The 22,562-nt window shown below is 71.1% G+C and carries 15 protein-coding genes; 5 read left to right on the top strand and 10 right to left on the bottom strand.

What is annotated here, in order from left to right:
- Positions 1-54: 54 nt before the first annotated feature.
- From ABD297_RS18620 to ABD297_RS18635, 4 genes are all read right to left on the bottom strand, one after another.
- The gene (locus ABD297_RS18620; RefSeq protein WP_344256574.1) at positions 55-3,243 is read right to left on the bottom strand and encodes a multicopper oxidase domain-containing protein; all 3,189 of its coding nucleotides are present in this window, start codon (positions 3,241-3,243) and stop codon (positions 55-57) included.
- A gap of 10 nt (positions 3,244-3,253) precedes the next feature.
- The gene (locus ABD297_RS18625) at positions 3,254-4,594 is read right to left on the bottom strand and encodes a multicopper oxidase domain-containing protein (protein ID WP_344256575.1); all 1,341 of its coding nucleotides are present in this window, start codon (positions 4,592-4,594) and stop codon (positions 3,254-3,256) included.
- A gap of 20 nt (positions 4,595-4,614) precedes the next feature.
- Positions 4,615-5,907, bottom strand: a complete 1,293-nt coding sequence (locus ABD297_RS18630) for a multicopper oxidase domain-containing protein (protein ID WP_344256576.1) — start codon at positions 5,905-5,907, stop codon at positions 4,615-4,617.
- 166 nt (positions 5,908-6,073) lie between these two features.
- A complete protein-coding gene (locus ABD297_RS18635; protein WP_344256578.1) occupies positions 6,074-11,533 on the bottom strand; it encodes an IPT/TIG domain-containing protein in 5,460 nt (1,819 codons plus the stop codon).
- A 319-nt stretch (positions 11,534-11,852) separates the two neighbouring features.
- Here ABD297_RS18635 and ABD297_RS18640 point away from each other — a divergent pair, with 319 nt between their 5' ends.
- Together ABD297_RS18640 and ABD297_RS18645 are read left to right on the top strand one after the other, a co-directional pair.
- The gene (locus ABD297_RS18640) at positions 11,853-12,512 is read left to right on the top strand and encodes a response regulator transcription factor (RefSeq protein WP_344256579.1); all 660 of its coding nucleotides are present in this window, start codon (positions 11,853-11,855) and stop codon (positions 12,510-12,512) included.
- Positions 12,512-13,633, top strand: a complete 1,122-nt coding sequence (locus ABD297_RS18645; protein ID WP_344256582.1) for a sensor histidine kinase — start codon at positions 12,512-12,514, stop codon at positions 13,631-13,633. The genes ABD297_RS18640 and ABD297_RS18645 overlap by 1 nt, the downstream gene beginning before the upstream one ends.
- Positions 13,634-13,660: 27 nt before the next feature.
- On the opposite strand, the gene ABD297_RS18650 is transcribed toward ABD297_RS18645, so the two are convergent.
- Positions 13,661-15,028 (bottom strand): 6-phospho-beta-glucosidase, encoded by a 1,368-nt coding sequence (locus ABD297_RS18650; protein WP_344256583.1) that lies wholly within the window; start codon positions 15,026-15,028, stop codon positions 13,661-13,663.
- Between the two features lie 239 nt (positions 15,029-15,267).
- On the opposite strand from ABD297_RS18650, the gene ABD297_RS18655 reads away from it, so the two are divergent.
- From ABD297_RS18655 to ABD297_RS18665, 3 genes are all read left to right on the top strand, one after another.
- Entirely contained in the window at positions 15,268-16,389 is a 1,122-nt protein-coding gene (locus ABD297_RS18655) for a carbohydrate kinase family protein (protein ID WP_344256584.1), read from the top strand.
- A gap of 32 nt (positions 16,390-16,421) precedes the next feature.
- The gene (locus ABD297_RS18660) at positions 16,422-16,787 is read left to right on the top strand and encodes a hypothetical protein (protein ID WP_344256585.1); all 366 of its coding nucleotides are present in this window, start codon (positions 16,422-16,424) and stop codon (positions 16,785-16,787) included.
- A 67-nt stretch (positions 16,788-16,854) separates the two neighbouring features.
- Positions 16,855-17,187 (top strand): cupin domain-containing protein, encoded by a 333-nt coding sequence (locus tag ABD297_RS18665; RefSeq protein ID WP_344256586.1) that lies wholly within the window; start codon positions 16,855-16,857, stop codon positions 17,185-17,187.
- A 95-nt stretch (positions 17,188-17,282) separates the two neighbouring features.
- Here ABD297_RS18665 and ABD297_RS18670 read toward each other — a convergent pair whose 3' ends face one another.
- The 5 genes from ABD297_RS18670 to ABD297_RS18690 form a co-directional block, all read right to left on the bottom strand.
- Complete coding sequence (locus tag ABD297_RS18670) at positions 17,283-18,134, bottom strand: carbohydrate ABC transporter permease (protein WP_344256587.1); 852 nt, start codon at positions 18,132-18,134, stop codon at positions 17,283-17,285.
- Positions 18,135-18,953: a carbohydrate ABC transporter permease gene (locus ABD297_RS18675; RefSeq protein WP_344256588.1), complete on the bottom strand. Its 819-nt coding sequence runs from the start codon at positions 18,951-18,953 to the stop codon at positions 18,135-18,137.
- Between the two features lie 185 nt (positions 18,954-19,138).
- Positions 19,139-20,467 carry an ABC transporter substrate-binding protein gene (locus ABD297_RS18680; RefSeq protein WP_344256590.1) on the bottom strand — a complete coding sequence of 443 codons (1,329 nt, stop codon included), beginning with the start codon at positions 20,465-20,467 and terminating at the stop codon, positions 19,139-19,141.
- A 148-nt stretch (positions 20,468-20,615) separates the two neighbouring features.
- Positions 20,616-21,092: a hypothetical protein gene (locus tag ABD297_RS18685; protein ID WP_344256591.1), complete on the bottom strand. Its 477-nt coding sequence runs from the start codon at positions 21,090-21,092 to the stop codon at positions 20,616-20,618.
- 126 nt (positions 21,093-21,218) lie between these two features.
- A complete protein-coding gene (locus ABD297_RS18690; protein WP_344256592.1) occupies positions 21,219-22,520 on the bottom strand; it encodes a glucoamylase family protein in 1,302 nt (433 codons plus the stop codon).
- Positions 22,521-22,562 lie beyond the last annotated feature (42 nt).

A 22,562-nucleotide genomic window follows, 5' to 3' on the forward strand; every position in this document is an offset into this window, starting at 1 on the left:
CGATGGTGCCGGCCGGGGTCACGGGCAGGTGACCCCGGCACGAGGTGGACCGGATCAGGGAAGGCTGTTCCGGGTCGAGGTGAAGTCGTCGAACCAGGCCTGGCCCGCCATGGTCGACGCGGTGGTGGGTCCTGCGGTGACGCCCAGCCGGACCGACTGGACCTGCATCGGGGGGCCCGTGTTGTTGCCGGTCCGAGTGTCACGCAGGGTGCCGTCGACGAGGAGCCGGAGCGAGCCACCGGTGCCTTGGGCCCAGTCGACGCGCACGGTGTGCGCCCCGGAGGTCAGGGTGTAGGCAGGGCCCGTCGTGTTGCCGATCGTGTTGCGGTTCATGACGATCCGCAGCTGCGCGGCGGTGCGCGACGTGCCGGCGCGGTGGTACTGCACCGCGAAGGCCTGTCCCGTTGCCGTCCGTCCCTCGAAGACCGTCGTCCAGGCCGTCGCCGAGCCACCCGTGGAGAGCGTGTTCGGGTTGAACCGGAACTGCGCGTGGTAGGTCGACTCGTTGGCCGGGCTCTCGTCGGTGACGTAGGCCGGCGCGTTGCCGGACCCGACGGTCGCCGCGAGCCCGACGTTGCCGGCCGCGGTCGAGCTGGCCGCCGCGGTCGTGCCCGCGACCGACCCGGTCCTCGCCGTCCACGCCGACAGTGCGGCGTCGAAGGTGTCGCTGAAGATCGCGTTGGCGCGGACGACCGTGACGGAGACCGACGAGGCATTGCTCCAGTTGCCGGCCGCGTCCTGGACGCGGAGGTTGAACTGGACCGTCCCGGCCGGGAGGCCCGTCAGCGGGATCGCCGCCGTGACACCGGTGCCCGTGTCGGTCACCTGCACCCGCGTGGCCTTGCCGACGCCCGGGTCGGTCGTGCCGGTCCAGAACTCCGCGCCCTGGAACCTCGGCCCGACGTAGGAGGCGAGCGGGGTCTCGGTGACGCCCCCCGTGAGGGTCAGGGTCGCCGCACCGTTCGTCGGGTTCGGGCTGCCGGTCAGGGTGCCGAGGATCGGCGCCGTCTTGTCGACGTAGAGCCGCACGAGGGCGTTCGTGGAGGTGAGGCTGCCCCAGTTGCCGGCGGCGTCCCTGCCGTGCACGTAGACCTTGTGCTCGCCCGCCGTCATGGCCCTCACCTGGGTCAGCGGGATGAGTCCGTAGACGTCCTCCTTGGTGGAGTCGAAGGCCCCGTCGACGGCGATGAGCGTGAGTCCGCTGCCGAAGCTCGGCGTGGTGCTCGTCGGGTCGATGAAGGCCTCACCCGCGAGGACGGGGCTCTGTGCCGCACCACCGGCGTCACGGTCATCCAGCTGCGCGGAGATCACGAGGTAGCCGGGGTAGGACTGCGAGCCGAGGACCCCGTTGGTCGGGTTGGGCCCGACCGTCGCGGCGTTGACCGCTGGTGCGGTGAGATCGACGGTGAGGTCGACGGGCACGGCCGGCCCCCAGATGTGCTGGGAGTTGCGGCTGTGGACCCATACCTGGGCCGTCCCCTCGCCGAGGCCCTTGACCGTCGCGGCCGGGATCGTCCCGGTCTCGGCGACCTTGGTGGCCGACCGGTTGAGGGTCATCGCCGTGCCGGTGCCGTCGGCGCCCGCCGCTGCCCCGAGGAAGTACTCCGCGTCGGTGATGGTGCCACCGGCAGCGGTGTCGTCACCCGTCGCGTTGACCGTGACGTCGCCCTTGCCGCTGGCCGGCGTGGGGCTCACCGACAGACCGACCGTCTGGGGTCCGGTCTTGGCGAGGTTGAGGATGACCGACCCGACGACGCCCCAGTTGCCCTCGGAGTCGAGCCCGCGCACGAAGATCGTGTGCTTGGTGGACGTCAGGCAGTGGAGGTCGAGTGGCGGAGCCGTCGACGCGCACTGGGTCGCGGTGGCCGAGGCCGGGATCGTCCCGGTCACGCTCGCGCTCGTGGTCCCGAACGTCCCGGTCAAGGCCAGCCCGAAGCCAGGCCCGACCGTGACGGCGTCGTCAACGACGAGCTCGGCGCCGCTCACCGCGTGGTTACCGGTCGTCGCGTCGCTCACCGTCGCCGTCACCGTGACGGCGCTCGTCCCGTCCGACGGGTTCGGAGTGACCGCGATCCCGGTCGACACCGGGCCTACGCCGTCGGTTGTGGGGGGCGGCGCATTGGTGTCGAGGAAGGTCAGCATGCCGCCGAAGGCCACGGACAGCGGGTCGGCCGTGGACTGGCCGGCGTTGTCGAGCCGGCCCGAGGACTCGTAGACCGCGATCTTCGACTCGGGACCGCTCGGCACGGTGACGAGTGCGTCGACGGTGACGCCGGGGTCGACGGGCACGACGACGGACGGCTCGGGGAACGCGAGGCCGTGCCCGTCGTGCGACAGGACGGTCTGCCCGGTCCCGAGCGTGTTCATCGCGTGCAGCTCCGAGCCGGCGTTGACGTAGCGCAGGAGCACGGTGTGGCCCTGGTCGGTCGGCACGGGGTCGGTCGACGGGAAGGGTTTGCCGTTGATGAGCCGGTAGGCCGGGTGGAACTCGCGCATGTCGAACGTCGCTGGGTTCGCGTTGAGGGCCGGGTCGATCTCGCTGAGGACGAGCACCGACTCGTCGTCGTAGCTCTGGCCGTATGCCGTGCCGTCACCCAGGACGACGAACGCGCCCGCGAGACCCATCGCCACCTGCCGTGCACCGCCCGAGGTGTGACCCGCCTCGTAGAGGAAGGTGCCGGCGCGTGAGGCGGTGAAGACGTAGCGCGCCGTCGTGTGCGGGTCGATCCCGGTCGTGGCCGCGTCGGTGGGCAGGCCCTCGCTGAAGGACGACGCCGGTTGGCCCGGCAGCGCCAGCGACGTCGGCTCACCGAGCTCGTTGTGGAGCGTCAGCACCACCCGGTCGCCCTGTCGGGCGATGATCGCGGGTCCGGGGGCCGTCGGCGTCCCGGACTGGGTCGTCGAGTAGCCCCAGATCGGGATCGATTGCCCGAGAACCTGGTTCGTGCCCGCGCTGGCCCAGAGGTCGCACGTGACGATCTCGGGGTCGGGCGCCGCGGCCGGCGTCACGGTGCAGCCGGGCGTGTTCGGCGTCAGCTTGCCCACCGCCGCCGTGGGGGCAGAGCGGACCGCGGCGGGCGCCGTGGACCCTGCCACACCGGCAGCCGACGTCAGCCCGGGGGCCGGCGACACGGCATACGCGGTCGTGGCGGCGAAGGCCGTGCCCGCGAAGGGGACGGTTGCGAGCGCGGCGGCCGCGGCGGTGACGCCGAGACGGTGCCGGAGACTGTGTCGAGAGGTCATCGGATCGTCCTCAGCTCGTCGGGCAGCCGGCGGGCGGGTCGATGCGGAAGACCGTCATCATGCCGCCGAAGGCTGCGCCGTAGTTGGTCGCCTGCTGGAGCGCGTGGCTGTGGGCCACGTGGTAGTACTCGCCGCACTCGTTGTTCACGGTGATGTTCGACGGGAAGGTGCCTTGTGTGCCGAGGTAGGGACTCTCGCTGAACCACGTGTCGGCGCCGACGAGGAGCTGGTCGGTGATGGCGGGCAGCTGCGTCGGGATCGGGTTCGTCGTCGCGTTCCAGTGCTCGACGTCGCGCCAGTCCATCAGGGCGTCGACGGTCTGGCCCGGCATGACGTCGATGTCGTACTTGAGGTACGAGAGATCCTGCGGCGCAGTGGAACTCGTCCCCTGAAGAGCGTGACCGTCCTTGTTGACGACGCGCTCGTCGCTGCCGTGCGGGTGGAACGGGTAGCTCACCCGCCCGGCGTTGACGTAGCGGATGACGGCGGGCAGCGGGTTGCTCACCGGGTCGTAGGGCTTGATGTGCACCAGGGCTCCGTAGGGCTGACTGGGCAGCCACGTCGCATTGTTGGGCGCCAGGGTGTCCGGCATGCTGCGGCCGTTGATGAGGTAGTACCGCGCGTTGTAGGCCGACCAGTCGACGGGCTGCGAACGCTCGACCGCAAGGTGCACGTCGGGGTCCACCTCCGAAAGGAGGAAGACGTACTCGTGCTGCGGGCTGAAGGCCGAGTCGGCTCGATCGTTGACCTGCCCGGCCGTGCCCGCGGGGCGCACGACGAGCGCGCCGTAGAGGCCCATCTGCTGCTGCTTCGTGACGTCCGTACCACTCGAGTAGAGATACGTGCCAGGCGAACCCGCGGTGAACGTGTAGGTGACCGACCCGTTGGTGGCGGCCGCCGGCTGCACCATCGAGGTCAGCGAGCCCCCGGAGTCGAACTGGGGCTGCGCCGGGTTGCCGTCCGCCTTGACCGCGCTCTGGCCCGGGAAGACCATCGAGGTCGCCTCCGGCAGCTCGTTGTGCAGGATGACGGTGACGGGCTGCCCCGACGTGACGCACAGGACGGGGCCGGGCAACTGGAAGCGGCCCGAGCTCATGCCGTAGCCCCACATGAAGATCGAGTTGCCGTCCGGCGTCGAGATGTAGCCCGTCCGCGCACTGAGCGAGAACGTCTGGTGCGGGTCGGTCTGGCAGAGCAGCCCCTCGGACGTGGCCGCCTGGGCGCCGGCCGTCGAGCCGATGGCCACCGCGGCCACGAGGGCACCGACGGCGGCGAGGATGCCGGTGCGCCGTCGGGTACGCGCGGCCGACGCCGCGTCACGCGTCCGGGCTCGGGTTCGGTGAAGTCGCATGGTCGTCCTCCGTCGGCTCGTCAGGTGTTGGGCTGGGTCTGGGGCCTGTACGTGTTGGGTGCGCCGACGCTGAGGACGGTCATCATGCCGCCCCACCCGGTTCCCCCGCCGTTGCCCAGATAGGCGTAGTTGCGGTCGTAGAGCAGGAACTCGCCCGTCTGGTGGGGCGTGACGAGCACGTCCCGGCTCTCGCCGGGACCCACGTCGACCGTGTTGGTCTCGAGGTAGTTCGTGTAGCCGTCGCGGCCTCGGAGCAGGCTCGCGTCCTTGGCGATGACCTGCATGTCGACGTTGTCGAGCGTCAGGGCGTGGTTCTGGTAGCCGAGGTTGGACAGGCGCAGCAGCACCGTCTCGCCCACGTTGCACGTGATCCGCGAGCTGATCGGCTGGTACTGCAGGCGCCCGCCCTCGGTGCTCGTCGGATCGCCCCCGGGCGCGATGGTGTCGGGGTAGCCGCGACCGTTCAGCAGCCAGAAACTCGGCGCGTAGTCGGTCCAGTCGCTGACCTGGATGTGGGCGTCGCGGTAGTGGGCGGCCGACCACAGCTCGGTGATCATGAAGGCGAACTCGCGGTCGTAGCGGGTGCTGCCGTCGCCGTCGTTGTAGGCGTAGGCCAGACGCGCCCCGGCCGGGACCGTGCCCAGGACGCTGCCGTTCTGCTTCGGCCGCACGAAGACCATGCCCGTCATGCCCATCTGCACGTGCTCGACGTCCTCGAAGTGGCAGTGGTACATGTACGTCCCGGCGTCGTGAGGGCGGTAGAAGTAGGACAGGTCCCGCCCGATGGGCACCGCCAGCGACAGCTCGGGCACGCCGTCGAAGAGCGGGATCGCGTTGACGAAGCCGTGCCAGTGCAGCGTGTGCCCGTCGAAGAGGTCCGGACGCATGAGCAGTCCGAGGTTCGACAGGGTGATCGTCACGTCGTCCCCCTCGTCGAAGGAGAGCATGGGCGCCGAGATCTGGGCCTTGCCGCGGACCGCCGCCACCTCCTGCGCCGTCGTCATCGCCGTCACGTCACGGAAGCCGAAGACGTAGGTGTCGAAGGGCGCCGGTGCCAACGAGTCGGGGAAGAAGGGCAGGTCGGGGGGCGAGCCCGCCGGCATGCTGACCCAGCCGTCGGTGCCGGCGAGGTGCACGGACTTGGCGGTCCCGCTCGCGGCGGCCCGCACGACCGTGGGCCTGGCGGCCTGCTGCCCGAAGCTGAGGCGGGTCCCCAGCAGGACACTGCCGACAGCGCCGGCGCCGCCGAGCACCACCGCCCGCCGACCGAGCCCGGCGCGCCCTGTGCCGTCCGAGGGGGTGAGATCTGTCATGAGGTGCTCCTAGGTCGGTCCGGCTCGTCAGCCGGGTGGTCTGTCGGATCTGTCTGGTGAGTCGAGGGGGGTGGCGTGAGTCGGGTCGCGGATGGTCGCCGAGGTCCCCGGGGCCGGGGGTGCCAGTGGGAGTGACTGGGCTGCCCCGGGGGCCGGTCGGCGGCTCCTACGGGTAGTACTGGTCGGACCCGGCGTCGTAGCGCGCGGACCGGCCCGTACCGGTCGGGCGCGTCTGGCTGTCGATGTCGAGCGGTGGCGCGCTCACGGTGACAGTCCACGGGCCGAGGAGCGCCTGGGTCCCGTAGGTGACCGTCGTGGCCGCGACGCCCCTGCCGTAGGCCGGCGAGGCCGACCCGACGAGGTGGTAGTCGGCCCGCAGTCGGGGCGGCAGCAAGGCCGTCACGATGGCCGCCTCGCGGAAGGCCGGGAAGGTGCGGGCCGCGAGGACGGTGACGGTCAGGTCCGGCGTGGGGTCCTTGAACCCGGCGTTGTCGGCGACGGTCACGTTGAGTCCGCCGTCGGTCCCCTTCGTCGTCTGGATGACGCTCGAGACGGGGTGCAGCGAGCCCGGGCCGCCCACGACCGCCATGTCCCAGTGGTCGGTGGAGTTGGCGGTGCCGTCGGGCAGCGTGCCGCCGATCCCGTAGACGTAGCCACCGATGAAGGATCCGGCGCGGTTGTCGTTGAAGATGTCGTCGAGCAGGACCGGGTTGCTGAAGGTCGACTGGTTGTTGACCTTGAGGAACGCGAACGCCGTCGAGGAGCCGCTGCTGCTGAGCCGCGCCATGAGCGCGTCGCTGTTGGGTCCGGTGGACAGGCCTGCGGGGGCCGGCTGACCGTCCGAGGTCACGGCGGTCGCCGTCGTCATGTTTCCGGCCACCGTGTTGCCCACGATGGTGACGAAGGGTGCGTCGTCGAGGGCGATGCCGCCGCCCTCGTGGGCCGACACGTTGTTGGTGATCGTGTTGTTGGTGATCGCGATCGTCTGCGGGTCGGCCTTGGTGACGTGCGTGCCGGCCACCTGGAGCAGCCGGATGCCGCCGCCGTCGTCGCTCGCGAGGTTCGCGTCGATGACGTTGGCGTCGATCGTCGCCGCACCCGTGCCGGGGCTGAGGCCGGCCGGATCTGCCGGCAGCTCACCGGCGAGCATGATCGCGCCGCCCTCGTCGTACGAGCTGTTGAACCAGACGGTGTTGTTGCTGATCGTGCCGCCGTTGGTGCCGCCTGGGTTGCTCATGTAGCCGAAGGCCGTCATCGCGCCGCCGTACTCCGCGGAGAAGTTGCCGCAGATGGCGTTGTGCGTGACCTTGTAGCCGTCGCTGCCGGTGAAGAGCCCGATGCCGCCGGCGAGGTTGGTGCCGCCGTTGTTGAGCACCTGGTTGTCGGCGATGACGGCGTCGTAGTTGCGGTTGTCGCCGGTGTAGGGCGTGCCGACGCGGATGCCTCCGCCGTAGCTGCCGCTGTTGCCGACGACGACGTCGTCGGTGATTCGAACGTTGCGGTTGTTGTTGTGCAGGTAGATGCCACCGCCCTGGGTCACGAGCGCGCCGGCGGCGCCGTAGGGCGTCGTCGTCGCACCCGTGAGCACGTTGACGTTGCCGGCGAAGTCGGACTGGGAGCCGCCCGTGACCTGGAGTCCGTCGATGGCGACGGGGTATGCCGTGTCGTTGAGGGCCGCCTTGGTCGGGTCGTCGAGCACGGTGATCGTCGCGGCGTCGGGCACGTCGAGCTCGCCGCTGTAGGTCAGCGTCCCCAGCAGGGCGAGCCAGCGCTGCCCTGCGGGCAGGTCCGGGCTGAAGCCGGACCCGTCGATGATCGAGCCGGGCACCCACTGCTGGGAGCCGTCCGCCTGGGTGGTGAAGCCGCCGGGGCCGACGCCCTGGACGGCGACGCGGTGGTGGACGATGACGTTCTCGTTGTACTCACCGCGCGGGTTGACCGCGGTAGGCGACCCCGGCCACACGACGACGAGCCAGTGCTTGCGGGCCGACGTCGGCACCGCATCCTCGAGTGCCTTCTGGACGGTGTCGTACTGCTTGCCCGGCCCGACCTCGAGCACGTTCGGGTTGTAGGACGTCGAAGCTCCGGATGCCGGGGGAGCCGCGAGGTTCCAGATGGTGAGTCCGTTGTAGGTCGAGCGCTTGGCGCCGGTGGTGATCGACACCTTGAGCGCACCGCGGGAGCTCAAGGAGACCGCCGGCACGGTGAAGCTGATGCGCGTCTCGGACCAGCTGCTCACGCTGACGCCCGTGACGGCCGAACCGGCGGAGTTGGTGAGCGTGACGGAGCCGGGAGCGCCGCCGAAGCCGGTGCCGGTGACGGTGACGGTCCTGCCCGTACCGGTCGGTCGCACGAATGGGTGGTCGACCGAGAGCAGCTGCGGGTCGGTCGTGCCGAGGTTGCAGCGAGCCGGGTTCGAGGCGGTCGTCCCGGGCGCCAGGATCGTCGCGGCTGCCTGGGTGGGCGCCGTGTCGGTCACGGTGTAGAGCCCGGGCCAGCCCTGGAAGTTGGCACTGATGGTGCGGTAGGCCGGGTTGTAGTCGGAGTTCGGACTGCCCGGTGCGCCGGGGTCGTTGCCGGTGAAGCGGTACATGTTGGGGCACGGCCCTGCCGGGACCGGGCAGTTGTAGGTCCCGGTCGAGGGCTCCAGCGCCTCGTAGAAGCCGTTGAAGTCGGTGTGCGTCGTGTCGACGAGCCGCCCGCTCCAGTCATAGAGCCCCACGGGGACGAAGGGCAGTCCCTGCGCCTCGCCGTAGCCGGCGCTCCGCTTGTCGAGCGTGAGCCCGAGGTCGTTGATCGTCAGGCCCCAGAAGTGCGTCGGGATCGGGACGGGGGTGAAGAGGTTGAAGTTGGGGGCCACGGTCTGGCCGCTGCGGACGGTGATGAGCTTGGAGTCGCACAGGGGTCGGTCCTGGCCTTCGAACGGGCTGCCGCCGCCGGCGAGGAACGCCGGGTCGGTGACGCGGACCGTGTGGAAGGCGCCCGCGCAGGGGGAGATGATGCCGGCGCCCTGCGACGGGGGCTGGGTGGGCGGGGTGGGGTCGTTGCCCGTCCCCGGGTCACCGGCCCCGGCCTCCGCGGCCGTCGGCGGGAAGTTCTCCTGGGCGAGGTAGGAGTCGCCGTCGAAGACGTTGACGTCCTCCTCCTTGGTGACCTGGTACATCGGCTTGCCGTCCACCGGGTCTCTGGGCACGTCGACCGCGACGATGTAGTCACCGGCGGCCAGGTCACCGAAGCCGTAGTTGCCGTTGACGGTCTGGCCGGCCGAGTCCGGGGTCGTCGTGTCCGACGGTCCGGCCTGCACGCCCATCATCGGGGCCTCGACGCAGAGGTTGTTGGCCGCGGCCCCCGACTCGGGCAGGGCCTGCTGGTCGGTCAGCTCGGAGCCGTCCCACTGGCGGGCCGTGCAGCCGCGCGGGGCGGCCCAGTCCTCGCTCTGATAGCTGGGCTGCACCTCGGCGCCCTTGACCAGCGCACCGCGATCGGGGTCGGGGTTCTTGACTGTCGGCGAGGAGCTCGGGTCGGTCGGGTCGTAGGCCGGGTTCGGGACCGACAGCGGGACGATCGCCTTTCCCTGGCGGCACGCGTTCGCCTTCTCGTCGGCGGTGGTGGCCGTGCAGGCGACGGAGGCGTAGACGTGGACGTCGACGCCGGGGATGCCGGGCTGGTAGTCCTCGCTGACCGCGTCCGCCGGGTCGAGCTCGTTGCGGGTGGTGTCGTAGGAGACCGTCGCCGCGATGCCGCCGTTCTGGTTGGTGCCGTAGGGCTCGACTCCCCAGTCCACCCGACCACGGAGGCCGAGGATGGGCAGCACGTCGAGGTCGACGAGGGCGCCGAGCTTCGTGGTCTCGGTCGGCTCGTTGTCGGCCTGGTAGGTCACCCCGGTGGTCCGGTAGCGGGTGTTGAACGCCTCCAGGACCAGCCACTTGCTCAGCGGGTAGACCTCCTTGACGTCGTAGACGCCGCTGTCGTTGGTCGTCACGAGGTTGCTGGCCTGGTCCATGAGCGAGTTGTCACGCTCACGCAGGGTCAGCGTGAAGCCGGGGATCGGCGCCTCGCCGGGGTCGCGCCGACCGTTGCCGTTCTCGTCGAGGAAGACGGTGCCGTGCAGGTGGGTGAACCACCCGACGAGCATCTCGTTGCCGACGTCGACGACGCCTCCGCCGCTGACCTCGACGTTCCAGCTGTAGAGGATGAAGTCCTGCGCGTCGTCCCAGAGGGTGAGCTGGTAGGTGCCGTCAGGGACGTTCTTGATGTCGAAGGAGCCGTTGGTGGCACCACGCCCGACGTAGACGGCAGCGTCACCGGCGGTGAGGTCGGACAGGGCGACCCAGGGCGACGGCAGAGGTCCACCGGACTTCGCTCCGGCCCAGCCACCCCCGGGCACGTCGAGGCCGTTCTGCCCACCGATGTAGGGCAGCCCGACGATCGCGACGCCCTTGACCTCGCCGGTCGCGGTCGAGGCCGGCATGGCCTTGACCCGCACGAAGCCGAACTGCGTGGCCGGGACCGGCTCGGCGCCCTTGACCACCTCGGTGTCGAGGCCGGTGTCGCCCTCCTGGACCCAGATGTCGTGGTCGTGGCCACCCTCGAGGGTGGTGGTCTGCACCCAGCCCGACTGCGAGGCAGGTGGCGTCACGGTGGCGGCGTAACGGTTGGGCCCGAGGTTGGGGATCGTGACGACGCCCTGCGCGTCACTCGTGCACTTGCCCGTGGAGCGGGCCGTGTCGATGACCGGCTTTCCGCCGGAGAACTGCATACGGCCCGCACTATCGTGGAGATAGACCGAGCACAGGGCGTTCCCGTAGTAGTCGGTCGTCACCGGGCCCAGGACGTCGGTGAGGTTCGCGGTGAAGCCGGCGAGGCCCGCCTCGGCGTCCGCCTCGTACGTGCCGTCGGTCGGCACGTTGTCGTTGAACACCTGGATCTTGATGGTGGCCAACGGCAGCGGGAGGGGCTGCATGCCCACCGAGACCGCGGTCTGGCGGCCGGAGACGACGGAGAAGTGCGCGCCGTCGATCTTGTAGCCATCGGCCGTCACCGAGATGAGGTACTTGCCGGGCGCCAGTCCCTCGAGCACCTTCGTCCCGTCGAGGTCGGCCTGCGTGCCCTGGGCGACGATCTTCGAGTGCCCCGACGTCGTCCGGACCGAGGGCCACGGGCAGGTGTCGGCGTAGGGCTCGGTCGCGTTGTTCGGCGGCGACGTCGTCGTCGGCTTGGTGCTACCGCCCGGGGCACGGGACGGGAGGCACCGGTCGAAGAGGGGATCCGCGGCTGTGCCGGGGTCTCCCGTCGTGTCCTCGTTGATCATCCAGCTGTAGGTGCCGACCTTGTCGCCCTTCTGCACGAACGTGTCCGTCGCCGTGTTGGGTGCGACGGTCCGCGCGCTCGCCACCGCGAGCGAGATGCATCCCTTGCCAGACGCGGTGGTGGACGGACAGCTCCCCACCGTGACGACGGCGGGCGCCGCCACGGCGGCGGGCGCCGCAGCACTCGGGGCAGCCGCTGGGACGGCGTGCGCCACCGCGGCGAGCGGGCCACCGAGCTGCGCCACCCCAGAGATGGCCAGCGCGGTGAGTCCCGCGACGATCGAGAACGAGCGCCTGTGCAGCTTCGGCTTGATCACGGCAAACCCCCAGTGAGGTCCAGCCGGGCCCCGTGCGAGCCCGTCGTCTCGCGAACGTCGCACGCCCTGCCGACCCGTCCCGGCTAGTTGGCTCGATCGCTCAGCCGACTGTCACGGGAGCGGTGGGTCTCGGCTCAGGCACCTGTCATCCCGAGGCGAGAGGGTCGTCATGTTCCTGTCATCTTCGCGCCCGGTTTGCCGTCATTGGTGGCGCTCTGGATGGCGCGTTCCGGCGGTTGTAGGCCATCTCGCCACGTGTCCCCGGCTGACGGATCCATACTGAGCCGCAGATGGGGGGAGGGGCGCTATGGCCACAGTCATGGTTGTCGATGACGAGGAGCGGGTGCGGACTCTGCTGGCGAAGTCGCTGTCGTCGCAGGGACACTCCGTGGTGACTGCTGCTACGGCCCACGCCGCCATCGACCGGTTGGAGTCGAGAGACATCGATCTCGTCGTGCTGGACCTCGTGATGCCCGGGGTCGGCGGCCTGGCCGTGCTCCAGGCGCTCAACGAGCGCAAGCAGCCGACGCCCGTCATCGTGCTGTCGGGCGTCACGGACGTGGGGACCCGGGTGGAGGCGCTCGACCGGGGGGCTGTCGACGTCGTGTCGAAGCCGTTCAGCCTGACCGAGCTGCTCGCCCGTGTCCGGCGCAACATCGGGACCGAACGCCGACCGACGGACGACCGCTACCTCGACGTGGGCGGCATACGCCTCGACATCGGGCGGCGGCGGGCGACCTTCCGCGCCGCCAGCGCGTCGCTGACCGAGCGCGAGTTCAGCCTGCTCGCGCACCTCATGCGGCGGGCCGGTGAGGTGTGCCGCAAGGAGGAGCTGCTCCACGACGTGTGGCACCTCGACTTCGACCCAGGCAGCAACGTCGTCGAGGTCTGCGTGGGCCGGCTGCGCTCCAAGCTCGGTGCTGACATCCCGATCGAGACGCTGCGCGGCGTCGGCTACGGCCTCTACGAGGACGCCTGATGGAGCGGCGGCGGATGGTCCTGCTCTGGAGCGTCGTCGCCACCGTCTGCGCGGCGGCGATGCTGGCCCTGCCGGGCAGCGAGACGGTGCCGTACCACATCGGGTGGGCCGCCTTCGCGCTGTGCTTCGGCCTCGAGCAGTGGAGCCCGCGGGCCACGTGGGTCGGCCTCGGCGTCTACACCTTCGTGACGGGCGCCATCCTCGTCGTCCGCGTCACGAGTGGCGTGCTGGACTGGCAGGAGACCACCGAGATCCCGCTGATGCTCCTGCTCATGGCGCTCATGATCTGGCACGTGCGGCGCCGGCAGGGCGCACTGTCGGACCTCACCGACAACGCCGCTCGCGAGCGGGCGGAATCGACGATGCGCGAGCTGCTCACGCTGCGCACGTCGCACGAGATGCGGTCGCCGCTCATGATCTCGCGCGGCTACCTGGAGATGCTGATGGACCGCACGCCGCCGGGCGAGGACCTCGACGACCTCCAGGTCGTCGAGGAGGAGCTTGCCCGGCTCACCCGGGTGTGCGAGCGGCTCGTGCGCAGCATGCGGGTCGGGTCCGACCTCGAGGTCACGGACGTCGACATCGACGCGGTGCTGCGGCAGACCGCGCAGCGCTGGGCGACGGTGGCGCCGCGCAGCTGGCAGGTCGAGTCGTCGGGCCTGGTCCTCCAGTGCTCGACCGAGCGGCTGCGGGCCTGTCTCGACACCCTCGTCGAGAACGCCTTGCGCTACACCGAGGGCGACGAGGACACGGTGCTCCTCTACGCCCGCCCCATGCGCGACGCCATCGTGCTCGGGGTGGCGGACTCGGGCCGTGGGTTCACGACCGACATGCTGCGCACGGCCGCCGGGCAGCATGGTCCCGCGTCGACCGGTGAGATCCTCGACGGCGTGCGGGACGACCTCTCCCAGACCGGCCTCGGCCTCTCACTCGTGCGGGATGTCGCGACCCGACGCGGCGGCTGGGTCCAGCTGGGGGTGTCGCCCTGGGGTGGTGCTGACGTCGCGATGATCCTGCCGGTGGTGCCGCAGGTCCCCGTGGTCCAGGCCATCCGGCCTGTGCAGACCTCGACGGTCAGGGCCACCCAGGTCCGAGGTGGCCACCGGAGTCGCACGGCTTGACCTGTGCCTGCGCCGCGCGCAACGACGTCACCGCAGTCCCGAGTAGAAGTCGGGCAGCCGACGTTCGTATGCCGTCACGAGGTCACGCGCGACCGTGACCGAGTCGACGAGCGGGTGGAGCGCAAACGCTTCCACCGCGAGGGATCTCGACTGCTCCACCGCCGCACGGATGACGAGCTCGTCGACGGCCTTGACCTGCTGCACGAGCCCCAGCGCATGACCCGGCAGCGGGCTGACGGCGACCGGGACCGGACCGCGCGCGTCGACCCGGCACGGCACCTCGACGACGGCGTCGTCCGGCAGTCCCGCGACCGCGCCGCCGCCACGGACGTTGAGGATGAGGCGGGCCGGCTCGTCGCGCGCGATCGCGGCCATGAGCGCGAGCGCCACACCCTCGTAGCCGCCGCCCTCGACGTCGGCCTCGGCGCGCTCGTGCGCCTCGCCGTCGCCGGACTCGCGGGTCTCCTGCATGTAGGTCGCATTGCGTTCGCGGCGGACGGAATCCCAACGCGGCCAAGCCTGCTCGGGCGCGCCGGCGACCCCGGCGTAGAAGTCGGCCTGTTGGGTCAGGAGGTACTCGCCACGGGTCTGCGGCGCCCCCGCGATCTGCGCGATCGAGTCGCGCGTGAAGTAGTAGTAGTAGAGGTACTCGTTGGGCAGGCAGCCCAGCGTGCGCAGCCACTCCGTCCCGAAGAGCTGCCCCTCCTCGATCGCGGCGAGCGCCGTCTCGTCGGCGAGCAGGTCTGGCAGCAGGTCGCGCCCGTCCCGTCGCAGCGCCGTGAGCCAGCCGAGGTGGTTGAGCCCGGTGTAGTCGATCTCGAGGTCGTCGAGGTCGTGCCCGAGCGCGCCGGCCGCGCGCTTGGCCAGGCCGAGCGGGGAGTCGCAGATGCCGACGACGCGGTCGCCGAGGACCGACTGCATCGCCTGCGTCACGAGGCCGGCCGGGTTGGTGAAGTTGATGACCCACGCGTCGGGGGCCAAGCGGCGTATGCGGTCCGCGACGTCGAGCGCGACCGGGACGGTGCGCAGCCCGTAGCCGACGCCCCCGGGTCCCGTCGTCTCCTGGCCGAGCAGCCCGAGGTCGAGGGCGATCCGCTCGTCGGCGGTGCGCCCCTCGAGACCACCGACGCGCATGGCCGAGAAGACGAAGTCGGCGCCCCCGAGCGCGGCGTCGAGGTCGGTCGTCGCCGTCACCGTCGGAGGCCGGGCCGCGTCACCCGCGCGGACGCTCTGGGCGGCCTGCGCCGTCAGCACGAGCCGCATGACGTCGAGGCGCGCCGGGTCCGTGTCGTGCAGCACGACCTCGGTGACGCGCCGGTCGGCCGTGTCGCGCAGCAGCGCACCGTGGACGAGGGGCACCCGGAACCCGCCCCCGCCGAGGATGACCAGCTTCATGTCACCACCACCCTCGGACCGTACCAAGGTGTGACGGCGAGGCCACTCGACCCGGCGGGCGAGGCGCGGCGTGCGCTGCTGCGCGCGCCCGGGCACGCCGCGGGCACACCCGGGTACGCCGCAGGCACGTCGTTCACGGCGCCGTCCCGGGAGTCCGGCGGACGGGCGAAAGGCACGGGACGGCATACGTCCTCGGCATTGGCGGCGAGTCGCGCGCGCCGATGAGGGAACATGGGGTCGTGTCTCTCCACCAGACGTTCGACCCGCTCGCGTCGCTCCGCGGCGCCGACGAGCCGCCGCTCGACGTCTTCGTCTGGGGCACCGTCTTCCTCGACATGATCTTCGCCGGCCTCGCGAGCGCTCCCAAGCCGGGCACCGAGGTGTGGGCCGAGGGGCTCGCGTCGTGCCCGGGCGGCATCGCCAACCTCGCCGTCGCGACCCGGCGGCTGGGGCTGCGCACGGGTCTCGCGGCGGCCTTCAGCGACGACGACTACGGCGACTTCTGCTGGCGCACGCTCGAGGAGCAGGAGGGCATCGACCTCGCGCGGAGCCGGCGCTTCGCCGACTGGCACAGCCCCGTCACGGTCTCGATGTCGGTCGACCGCGACCGCAGCATGGTCTCGCACGGGCACCCGTCGCCGGTGCCCGCGAGCGAGCTCATCGGTTCCCCACCCCGGTCCCGGGCCGTCATGGTCGACCTCGGCGAGGACGAGGTCTGGGGCGCGACGGGGCCGACATGGGTCGACCGCGCCCGCGAGAACGGCTCGCTCGTCTTCGCCGACGTCGGGTGGGACCCCAAGGAGCAGTGGTCGCCGCACGTGCTCGAGCGCCTGGAGCGCTGCGACGTCTTCATGCCCAACGCCGTGGAGGCCATGGCCTACACCGGCACCGGAACGCCCGCCGAGGCCGTCTACGCCCTCGCCGACCGGGTGCCAGTCGCCATCGTCACCGACGGGGCCGCCGGCGCGCTCGGCATCGACGCCCGCACCGGCGAGGAGGCGCGCGTGCCGTCGCTGCGGGTCAACGAGGTCGACCCCACCGGCGCCGGCGACGTCTTCGGCGCGGCCCTGCTCGTCGGCACCCTCGCCGAGTGGCCGCTCGAGCAGCGCATGACCTTCGCGAGCCTGTGCGCGGGCCTGGCCCTCCAGCAGTACGGCGGCTCGCTCGCCGCGCCGGGTTGGGGCGACCTCGCCGACTGGTGGACGGCGCTCGTCTCGGACCGCAGCGCCGACGCCTACCACCGCTCGCTGCGGCGCCGGTTCGCCTTCCTCGACGACATCGTGCCCCGGGTGCCCGTGCTCGCCTGCCGCCGCGCGACCGCGACCATCGCGAGGCGAGCCGACGTGCAGGACCTGGACTGAGCCCGTCCGGGCCGGGCGGGCACGATGGGGGCATGACCGAGCTGCCGGAGGACGTCCGTGACCTCGTCGCCCTCGACCTGAGTGCCGCCCAGGTGCAGGACTGGTCGATCACCGGCGACTCGTTCAGCTGGACGCTGCTCGCGGGCGACGCCGACCGGGGCCACGAGCTCGCGAGCCTGACCTACATCGGCGCCGTCGTGCTCCACACCAACCGGCGCGACCTCGACCGGGCCGTCGCGGCCGCCGCCGAGGTCGACCACGCCGAGGTCGTGCGCGGCGACGACGGCGGCTTCGAGCACCACGTCATACTCGTCCCCTCCTACCCCGTCGTCGTGCGCTTCTGGAGCGTCGAGGTGAGGCGTATGCCGGCACCCGACCACCTGCGTCGCGTGCGCTGAGCGCGGGGCCGCGTTCACCGCGTCTGAAGTCTGTCCGGCACCTCCCCCCGAGTGCCATGGTGGAGGCATGGAGAAGTCGTCGCTGACCGCCCTCGCCCGCGAGCTGCTCGAGCACGCCACGCACGCCTCCAACGGCCGCAGCGCCGACACCGTCTACGGCGGCCACGAGCACGTGCTGCGCCAGACGGTCGTCGCGCTCGCCTCAGGTCAGGTGCTGGCCGAGCACGCGAACCCGGGCGAGGCCACGGTGCAGGTGCTGCACGGGCGGGTGCGGATCAGTGCCGGCGACGTCTCGTGGGAGGGCGCCCCGGGCGACCTGCTCGTCATGCCGCAGGCGCGCCACTCGCTCGAGGCGCTCGAGGACTGCGCCGTGCTGCTGACCGTCGCCAAGCTGCCCTGACCGGCCACCCGGCATACGCCCTCGGTGACGTCGGCGGTGTCGGGGACGGCGGTGCGGTGGATCATCGGCACCAGGCGCCGGCGATCCACCGCGCTTCAGTCTCCGCCGATGCCGGTGCGCTCGACGCCTTCGACGATCCAGCGCTGGAGGAAGAGGAACATCAGCAGCAGCGGCACGATCGCGACGAGCGCGGCCATGAACAGCTGGCTGACCTGCACCGACTGCGCGGTGAGGAAGGTCGACAGCGCGATCTGCACCGTCCACGACTCCTGGTCGCGGCCGATGACGAGCGGCCAGAGGAAGGCGTTCCACGAGCCGATGAAGGTGATCGTGCCGATGGCCGCGACGAAGCCGCCCGAGTTGGGCACGACGATGCGCCAGAACGTGCCCCAGTAGCCGAGGCCGTCGATGAAGGCCGCCTCCTCGATCTCCTTGGGGAACCCGAGGAAGAACTGGCGGAAGAGGAACGTCGCGAGCGCCTGGAAGAGGCCCGGGATGATGAGGCCGCGCAGCGTCGAGATCCAACCGAGCGTCGAGACGAGCACGAAGCTCGGCACGAACGTCACGGCCGCGGGGATGAGCAGCGTCGCGGTGATCGTGTAGAAGACGGCGTTGGACCAGCGGTACGGGATGCGCGCGAGGCCATAGCCGGCGAGCCCCGAGACGACGAGCACGCCGACCGTCTGGGTGACGGCAATGAGGCCCGAGTTGAGCAGGCTGCGCGCCATCGGGATCGCCGGGTTGTCGAAGAGGCCGGTGAGGTTGGACGTCTCCCAGACCGGCGGCAGCCAGTGGAAGTCGGGCGAGCCGAGGTCCTGCTCGCGCATGAAGGCGCTGCGCAGCAGCAGGTAGAAGGGGATGAGGAAGAGGAGCGCCGCGACGACGAGGGCGCTGTAGCGGGCCCAGCCGGTGATCCGGGACTGGCGCTTGCTGCGGACGATCGCCATCTACTCGCCCCTGTCGCCGAGTCGGAGGATGCGGCCCTGCGCCACCGCGATGATCGCGATGATGAGGGTGAGGATGACGGCGCCGGCGGAGCCGTGGCCGAAGTCCTGCCCCGAGCCGAGGGCCGTGTAGTAGAGGTAGACGAGCGGTGGCCGCGCGTAGGGCGGGTAGGTGCCGAACGTCGAGAGGATGTTGTAGAACTCGTCGAACGCCTGGAAAGCGTTGATGAGCAGGAGCAGCAGCACCGCCGTCGACGTCGCGCGCAGCTGCGGCAGGGTGATGTGGCGGAAGACCTTCCACCCCTCCGCGCCGTCGATCGCGGCCGCCTCGTAGAGCGTCGGGCTGATCCGCTGGATGCCGGCGAGGAAGAGGATCATGTAGAAGCCGACCTGCAGCCACAGCCGCGCGGTGACGATGACGAGCCAGTACCACGGCGGGTCGGCGAGGCTCAGCCACGGGATCGAGTCGATGCCGAACCACCCGAGCACCCCGTTGGCCAGGCCCGAGCGGATGCCGCTGAAGATCGACATCTTCCAGATCAGCGCCGCCACGACGTAGCTGCACGCCGTCGGCAGGAAGAAGACCGACCGGAAGAAGCTCTGCATGACCCGCGTGCGCGCGACGAGCAGCGCCGCACCGAGCGAGATGACGAACGTCGTCGGCACGATGAAGACGGCGAAGGCGAGGAAGGTGACGAGGCTGCTGCGGAACGCCGGGTCGCCCAGCATGTCGAGGTAGTTGCCGAAGCCGACGAACTTCGTCGGCGTCACCGTGTTGTAGGACTCGAAGAACGACAGGTAGACCGACCACGCGATCGGCACGTAGACGAAGACGATGAGCCCGATGACGAACGGCCCGACGAAGACCCAGAACCACAGGTTGCGGTCCTGGCGCCCGCGCAGGCGCCGACCGAGCGACGGCCTCCCGTCTCTGGGAGGCGGCGTCGCCGGGTCGGTCGCCTGCCGCTGCGCGGCGTGGTCGTATGCCGCCGGGTCGGCCTGCGCTGTCAGGCGAGGACCCGCTTCAGCTCGGGGTCGGCCACGGCCTTGACCTTGGCGATCTCGCCGGCCGGGTCGGCGCCCTCCTTGACGATGCGGTTCATCGCGTCGCCGAAGGCCGTGGCGCACTTGGGCGTCCACAGAATCGGGCTCTGCGCGTGGCCGACGTCGGTCGCGAGCTTGGCCGCGTCGGCCGCCTGGCCGCTCTTGAGGGTCGAGGCCTGGCTGATGAGGCTCGTCCGGGACGGGATGTGGAAGCCGTAGGCCGTCGCGAAGTCGAGCTGGTCCTGGGTCTGGTCGATCCAGAGCCACTTGGCGAACTTCTTGGCGGCCGCGACGTCCTTGCTCTTGGCGCTGACGCACGAGCCGTAGGCACCGACGGGCACTGAGGCCTTGCCGCTGCCGTCGAGCGCGGGCCAGGCCATGACGCCGAAGTCGTCGCCGAGGCCCTTCTTGATGTCGGGGAAGGTCCACAGGCCGGTGAACTGCATGGCGGTCAGGCCGGAGGTCAGCGCCGAGGCGTCGAACCAGTCCTTGGGCGCGCCGAGCAGCAGCACCTTGGCGTCCCACATCTCACGGAGCTTGCCGAGGGCCGTCGCCGCGCGCGGGTCGTCGAAGCCGAACTGGTTGTCCTTGGTGAGGTAGTCGAGCCCGGCCGACCACAGCATCGGGCCGCCCATGAGGCCGGCGCCGCCGTCGTTGCCGAGGAAGAGGCCCTTGACGTTGCCCTGGGTCAGCTTCTTGGCCGCGGCGATGAGCTCGTCGATCGTCTGCGGCGGCGCGATGCCGGCCTTGTCGAGCATCGACTTGCGGTAGACGAGCAGCTGCATGTCGACGACCTGCGGGATGGCATACGTCTTGCCCTGGTAGGTCATGCGCTCGAGGATGCTCGGGTTGAAGTCGGACTTCGTGTCACCGATGAGGTCGGTGAGGTCGACGACCTGGCCGCCCTTGATCATGTCGATGGTGGGGCCGTTGCCGTACTCGAAGACGTCGGGCCCGGCGTCGGTGAGCAGCGAGGCGGCCGTGGACTGGTCGTAGTCGCCGGGCTTCCAGCTGACCTTGACGGTGGCGTCCTTGTAGGCCGCGGCGTACTTCTCGACGGCCTGCTGCGTGCCGGCCTCGCCGTACTGGTGGTACCACTGGTTGATCGTGGCCCCGCTGCCGCCGCCGCTCGCACCACCGCCGGTCGCGGCCGGCTCGCGTCCGGTGTTGCTGCCGCACGCGGCGAGCGCCCCCGTGACGGCTGCTGCGCCGCCGAGCGCGAACAGCGAGCGCCGGGTGAGGTTGGCCCCGAGGGCCTGGCCGATCTCGCGGCCGATCTGCTTGTCAGACATAGGTTCCCCTGCGTCCTTCCTGCCCGGCGTGCGGGCACCGTTGACGACGGCGGGCGCCCGGCCAGTCTGCTCGACCGCGCCCACCCGGCGATCGTATGCCCGCAACGTCCGCGTATGCCGGATGGCCCGTCGCGGACGTCGGCGCCGCTCAGATCGTGGCCGGGGAGTTGAGCGGGTTGTCGCTCAGGGTCTCGGGCGCCGTCTGGAGCAGCTGCGCGACGAGCAGGAGCGTCTGCTCGTCCTCGAGGGTCATCCTGCGGCCGTAGTGGCCCCGGGCGCGGGCGACGCCGGTACCGACCCGCAGGATGCTGGTGCGCACGTCGTCGCGGGTGCCGGGGTCCATGCGCTCGAGCAGGCGCGTGACGGCCAGCAGCCCGGAGACCACCGGACGCCCGTCGAGCTCGAACTCGTCGAAGAGCCAACGACGCCCGGCCGCGGCGGTGCCGAGCAGCTCGCGCCCGGGGCCGGTGCTGCGCAGGGCTGCGTCGGTCACGGCGTCCCAGAAGGCTCCGCGCTCGTCGTCGTCGAAGCGGATGCGGCCGGCGAGGGCGCTGAGCAGCCAGACTGGGGCGAGCCGGAGGGTGACCCACTCCGGCTCCGCCCACTGCTCTCGCCACTGCGACATGCTCGTGACACCGCCTCTCGTCCGCTGCGGGACCCCACCAGCGTACGACCGGCCGCGCCGACAGGTCGTGGAGCTGTCCAGGCCTCAGGTGCCGGTGGAGCTCCACGACCCGGCGGGCGGGTGCGGTCAGGCGGGTCCGGTCAGGGGCATGTCGCGGGCGGCCACGACGGGGCGCAGCACGGCCTCGACCTCCGGGGTGGCGAACCAGCGGCGCAGGCAGTCGTCGGCGAGCACGTTGGCGAGCGAGCCGAGCACCATCGACTGGTCGAGCGACAGGTGCCGGCGGGCGTGCCGCCCGGTCCGGGTGTCGACGGCGTCGATGAAGCCGCCGGGACCGTAGGCGCCGAGGTCGCGCTCGATCCGGACGAGGTTGTCGGCGGAGGCCTCGGGCTCGACCATGAGCGCCATCGCCGACGCGTGCGGCGTGACGACGACCTCGCCGTCACGCTCGCTCGGGTAGCCGTCGGTCTCCCACGCGATGGGCGGCACGCCGAAGACGGAGTACCCCTCCCCGGGACAGGCCGATGGGCTGAATCCCCAGTAGCCGTAACCTTTCTCGTCCAGGGCGTACTCGCGCTGCAGGGCCACGGTCCGGGCCTCGTTGACGCCCCACGTGTCGGGCGCCCAGGCCGCCTCGGGCACGAAGATGGTCGGCATCAGCGCCTCGAACATCGAGCCGCCGAAGGTCGGCACGACGTCGCGGCCGCGGTAGTGCCGCAGCGGTGCGTCGAGGGCGGCGTAGTGCTCGGGCGGGATCTGGCCGTGGGCGATGCCGACGTAGCTCGCGATCCGGGGCTCGGAGTCGAGCAGGTCGTAGTGGTGCCGCGTGTGGAGGACCTCGGCGTGCCCGGTGACGAAGGAGGCGCGACGCGTCTCCTGGCCCGGGTCGTCGACCCAGAAGCCGCCGGTGAGGCGCCCACCCGGACCCTCGGGGCCGGCGGCGGCGTCGTGGAAGACGCCGAAGTGCATGCGGTCGAGCACCGCGTGGGCAGGACCCGAGAGGCGGGGCTCGGCAGCGGCCACGACCATGAGGCCGGCCGCGAGCCAGCCGTTGTCGACGCTCGAGAGGAACTGGTGGACCTCGTGACCGCTGTCGGGCATCCGCCGCATCAGGGCGCCGGTCCGGTCGTCGTACCAGTTGAAGAACATCCCGGACTCGTCGTGCACCTCCATGCCGGCGAGAGTCCCCAGCAGGAGGGCGAGCCGGTCGTGGGCCTCGTCGACGGCGACGAGCCCGAGGTCACGAGCCGCGACGGTGCACCAGAGCAGGCCCCCGATGTTGGTCGGGGAGGTGTAGCCGCTGCGGGTCGCCGGGTCGAGCGAGTCGGCGATGCTGTCGGTCGGCAGGCCGGTGTCGGGGTCGGTCATGGCCTCGAACGAGCGCCACGTGTCGGCGGCCCAGCGGAGCAGGAGGGTGCGAGACGGCATACGAGAGTCCTTGGTGTCTGTGGAGAAGGTGGCGTCGAGTGC

It is taken from the genome of Terrabacter carboxydivorans (genome assembly GCF_039532035.1).
In the GTDB taxonomy this organism is placed as follows: Bacteria; Actinomycetota; Actinomycetes; order Actinomycetales; family Dermatophilaceae; genus Terrabacter; species Terrabacter carboxydivorans.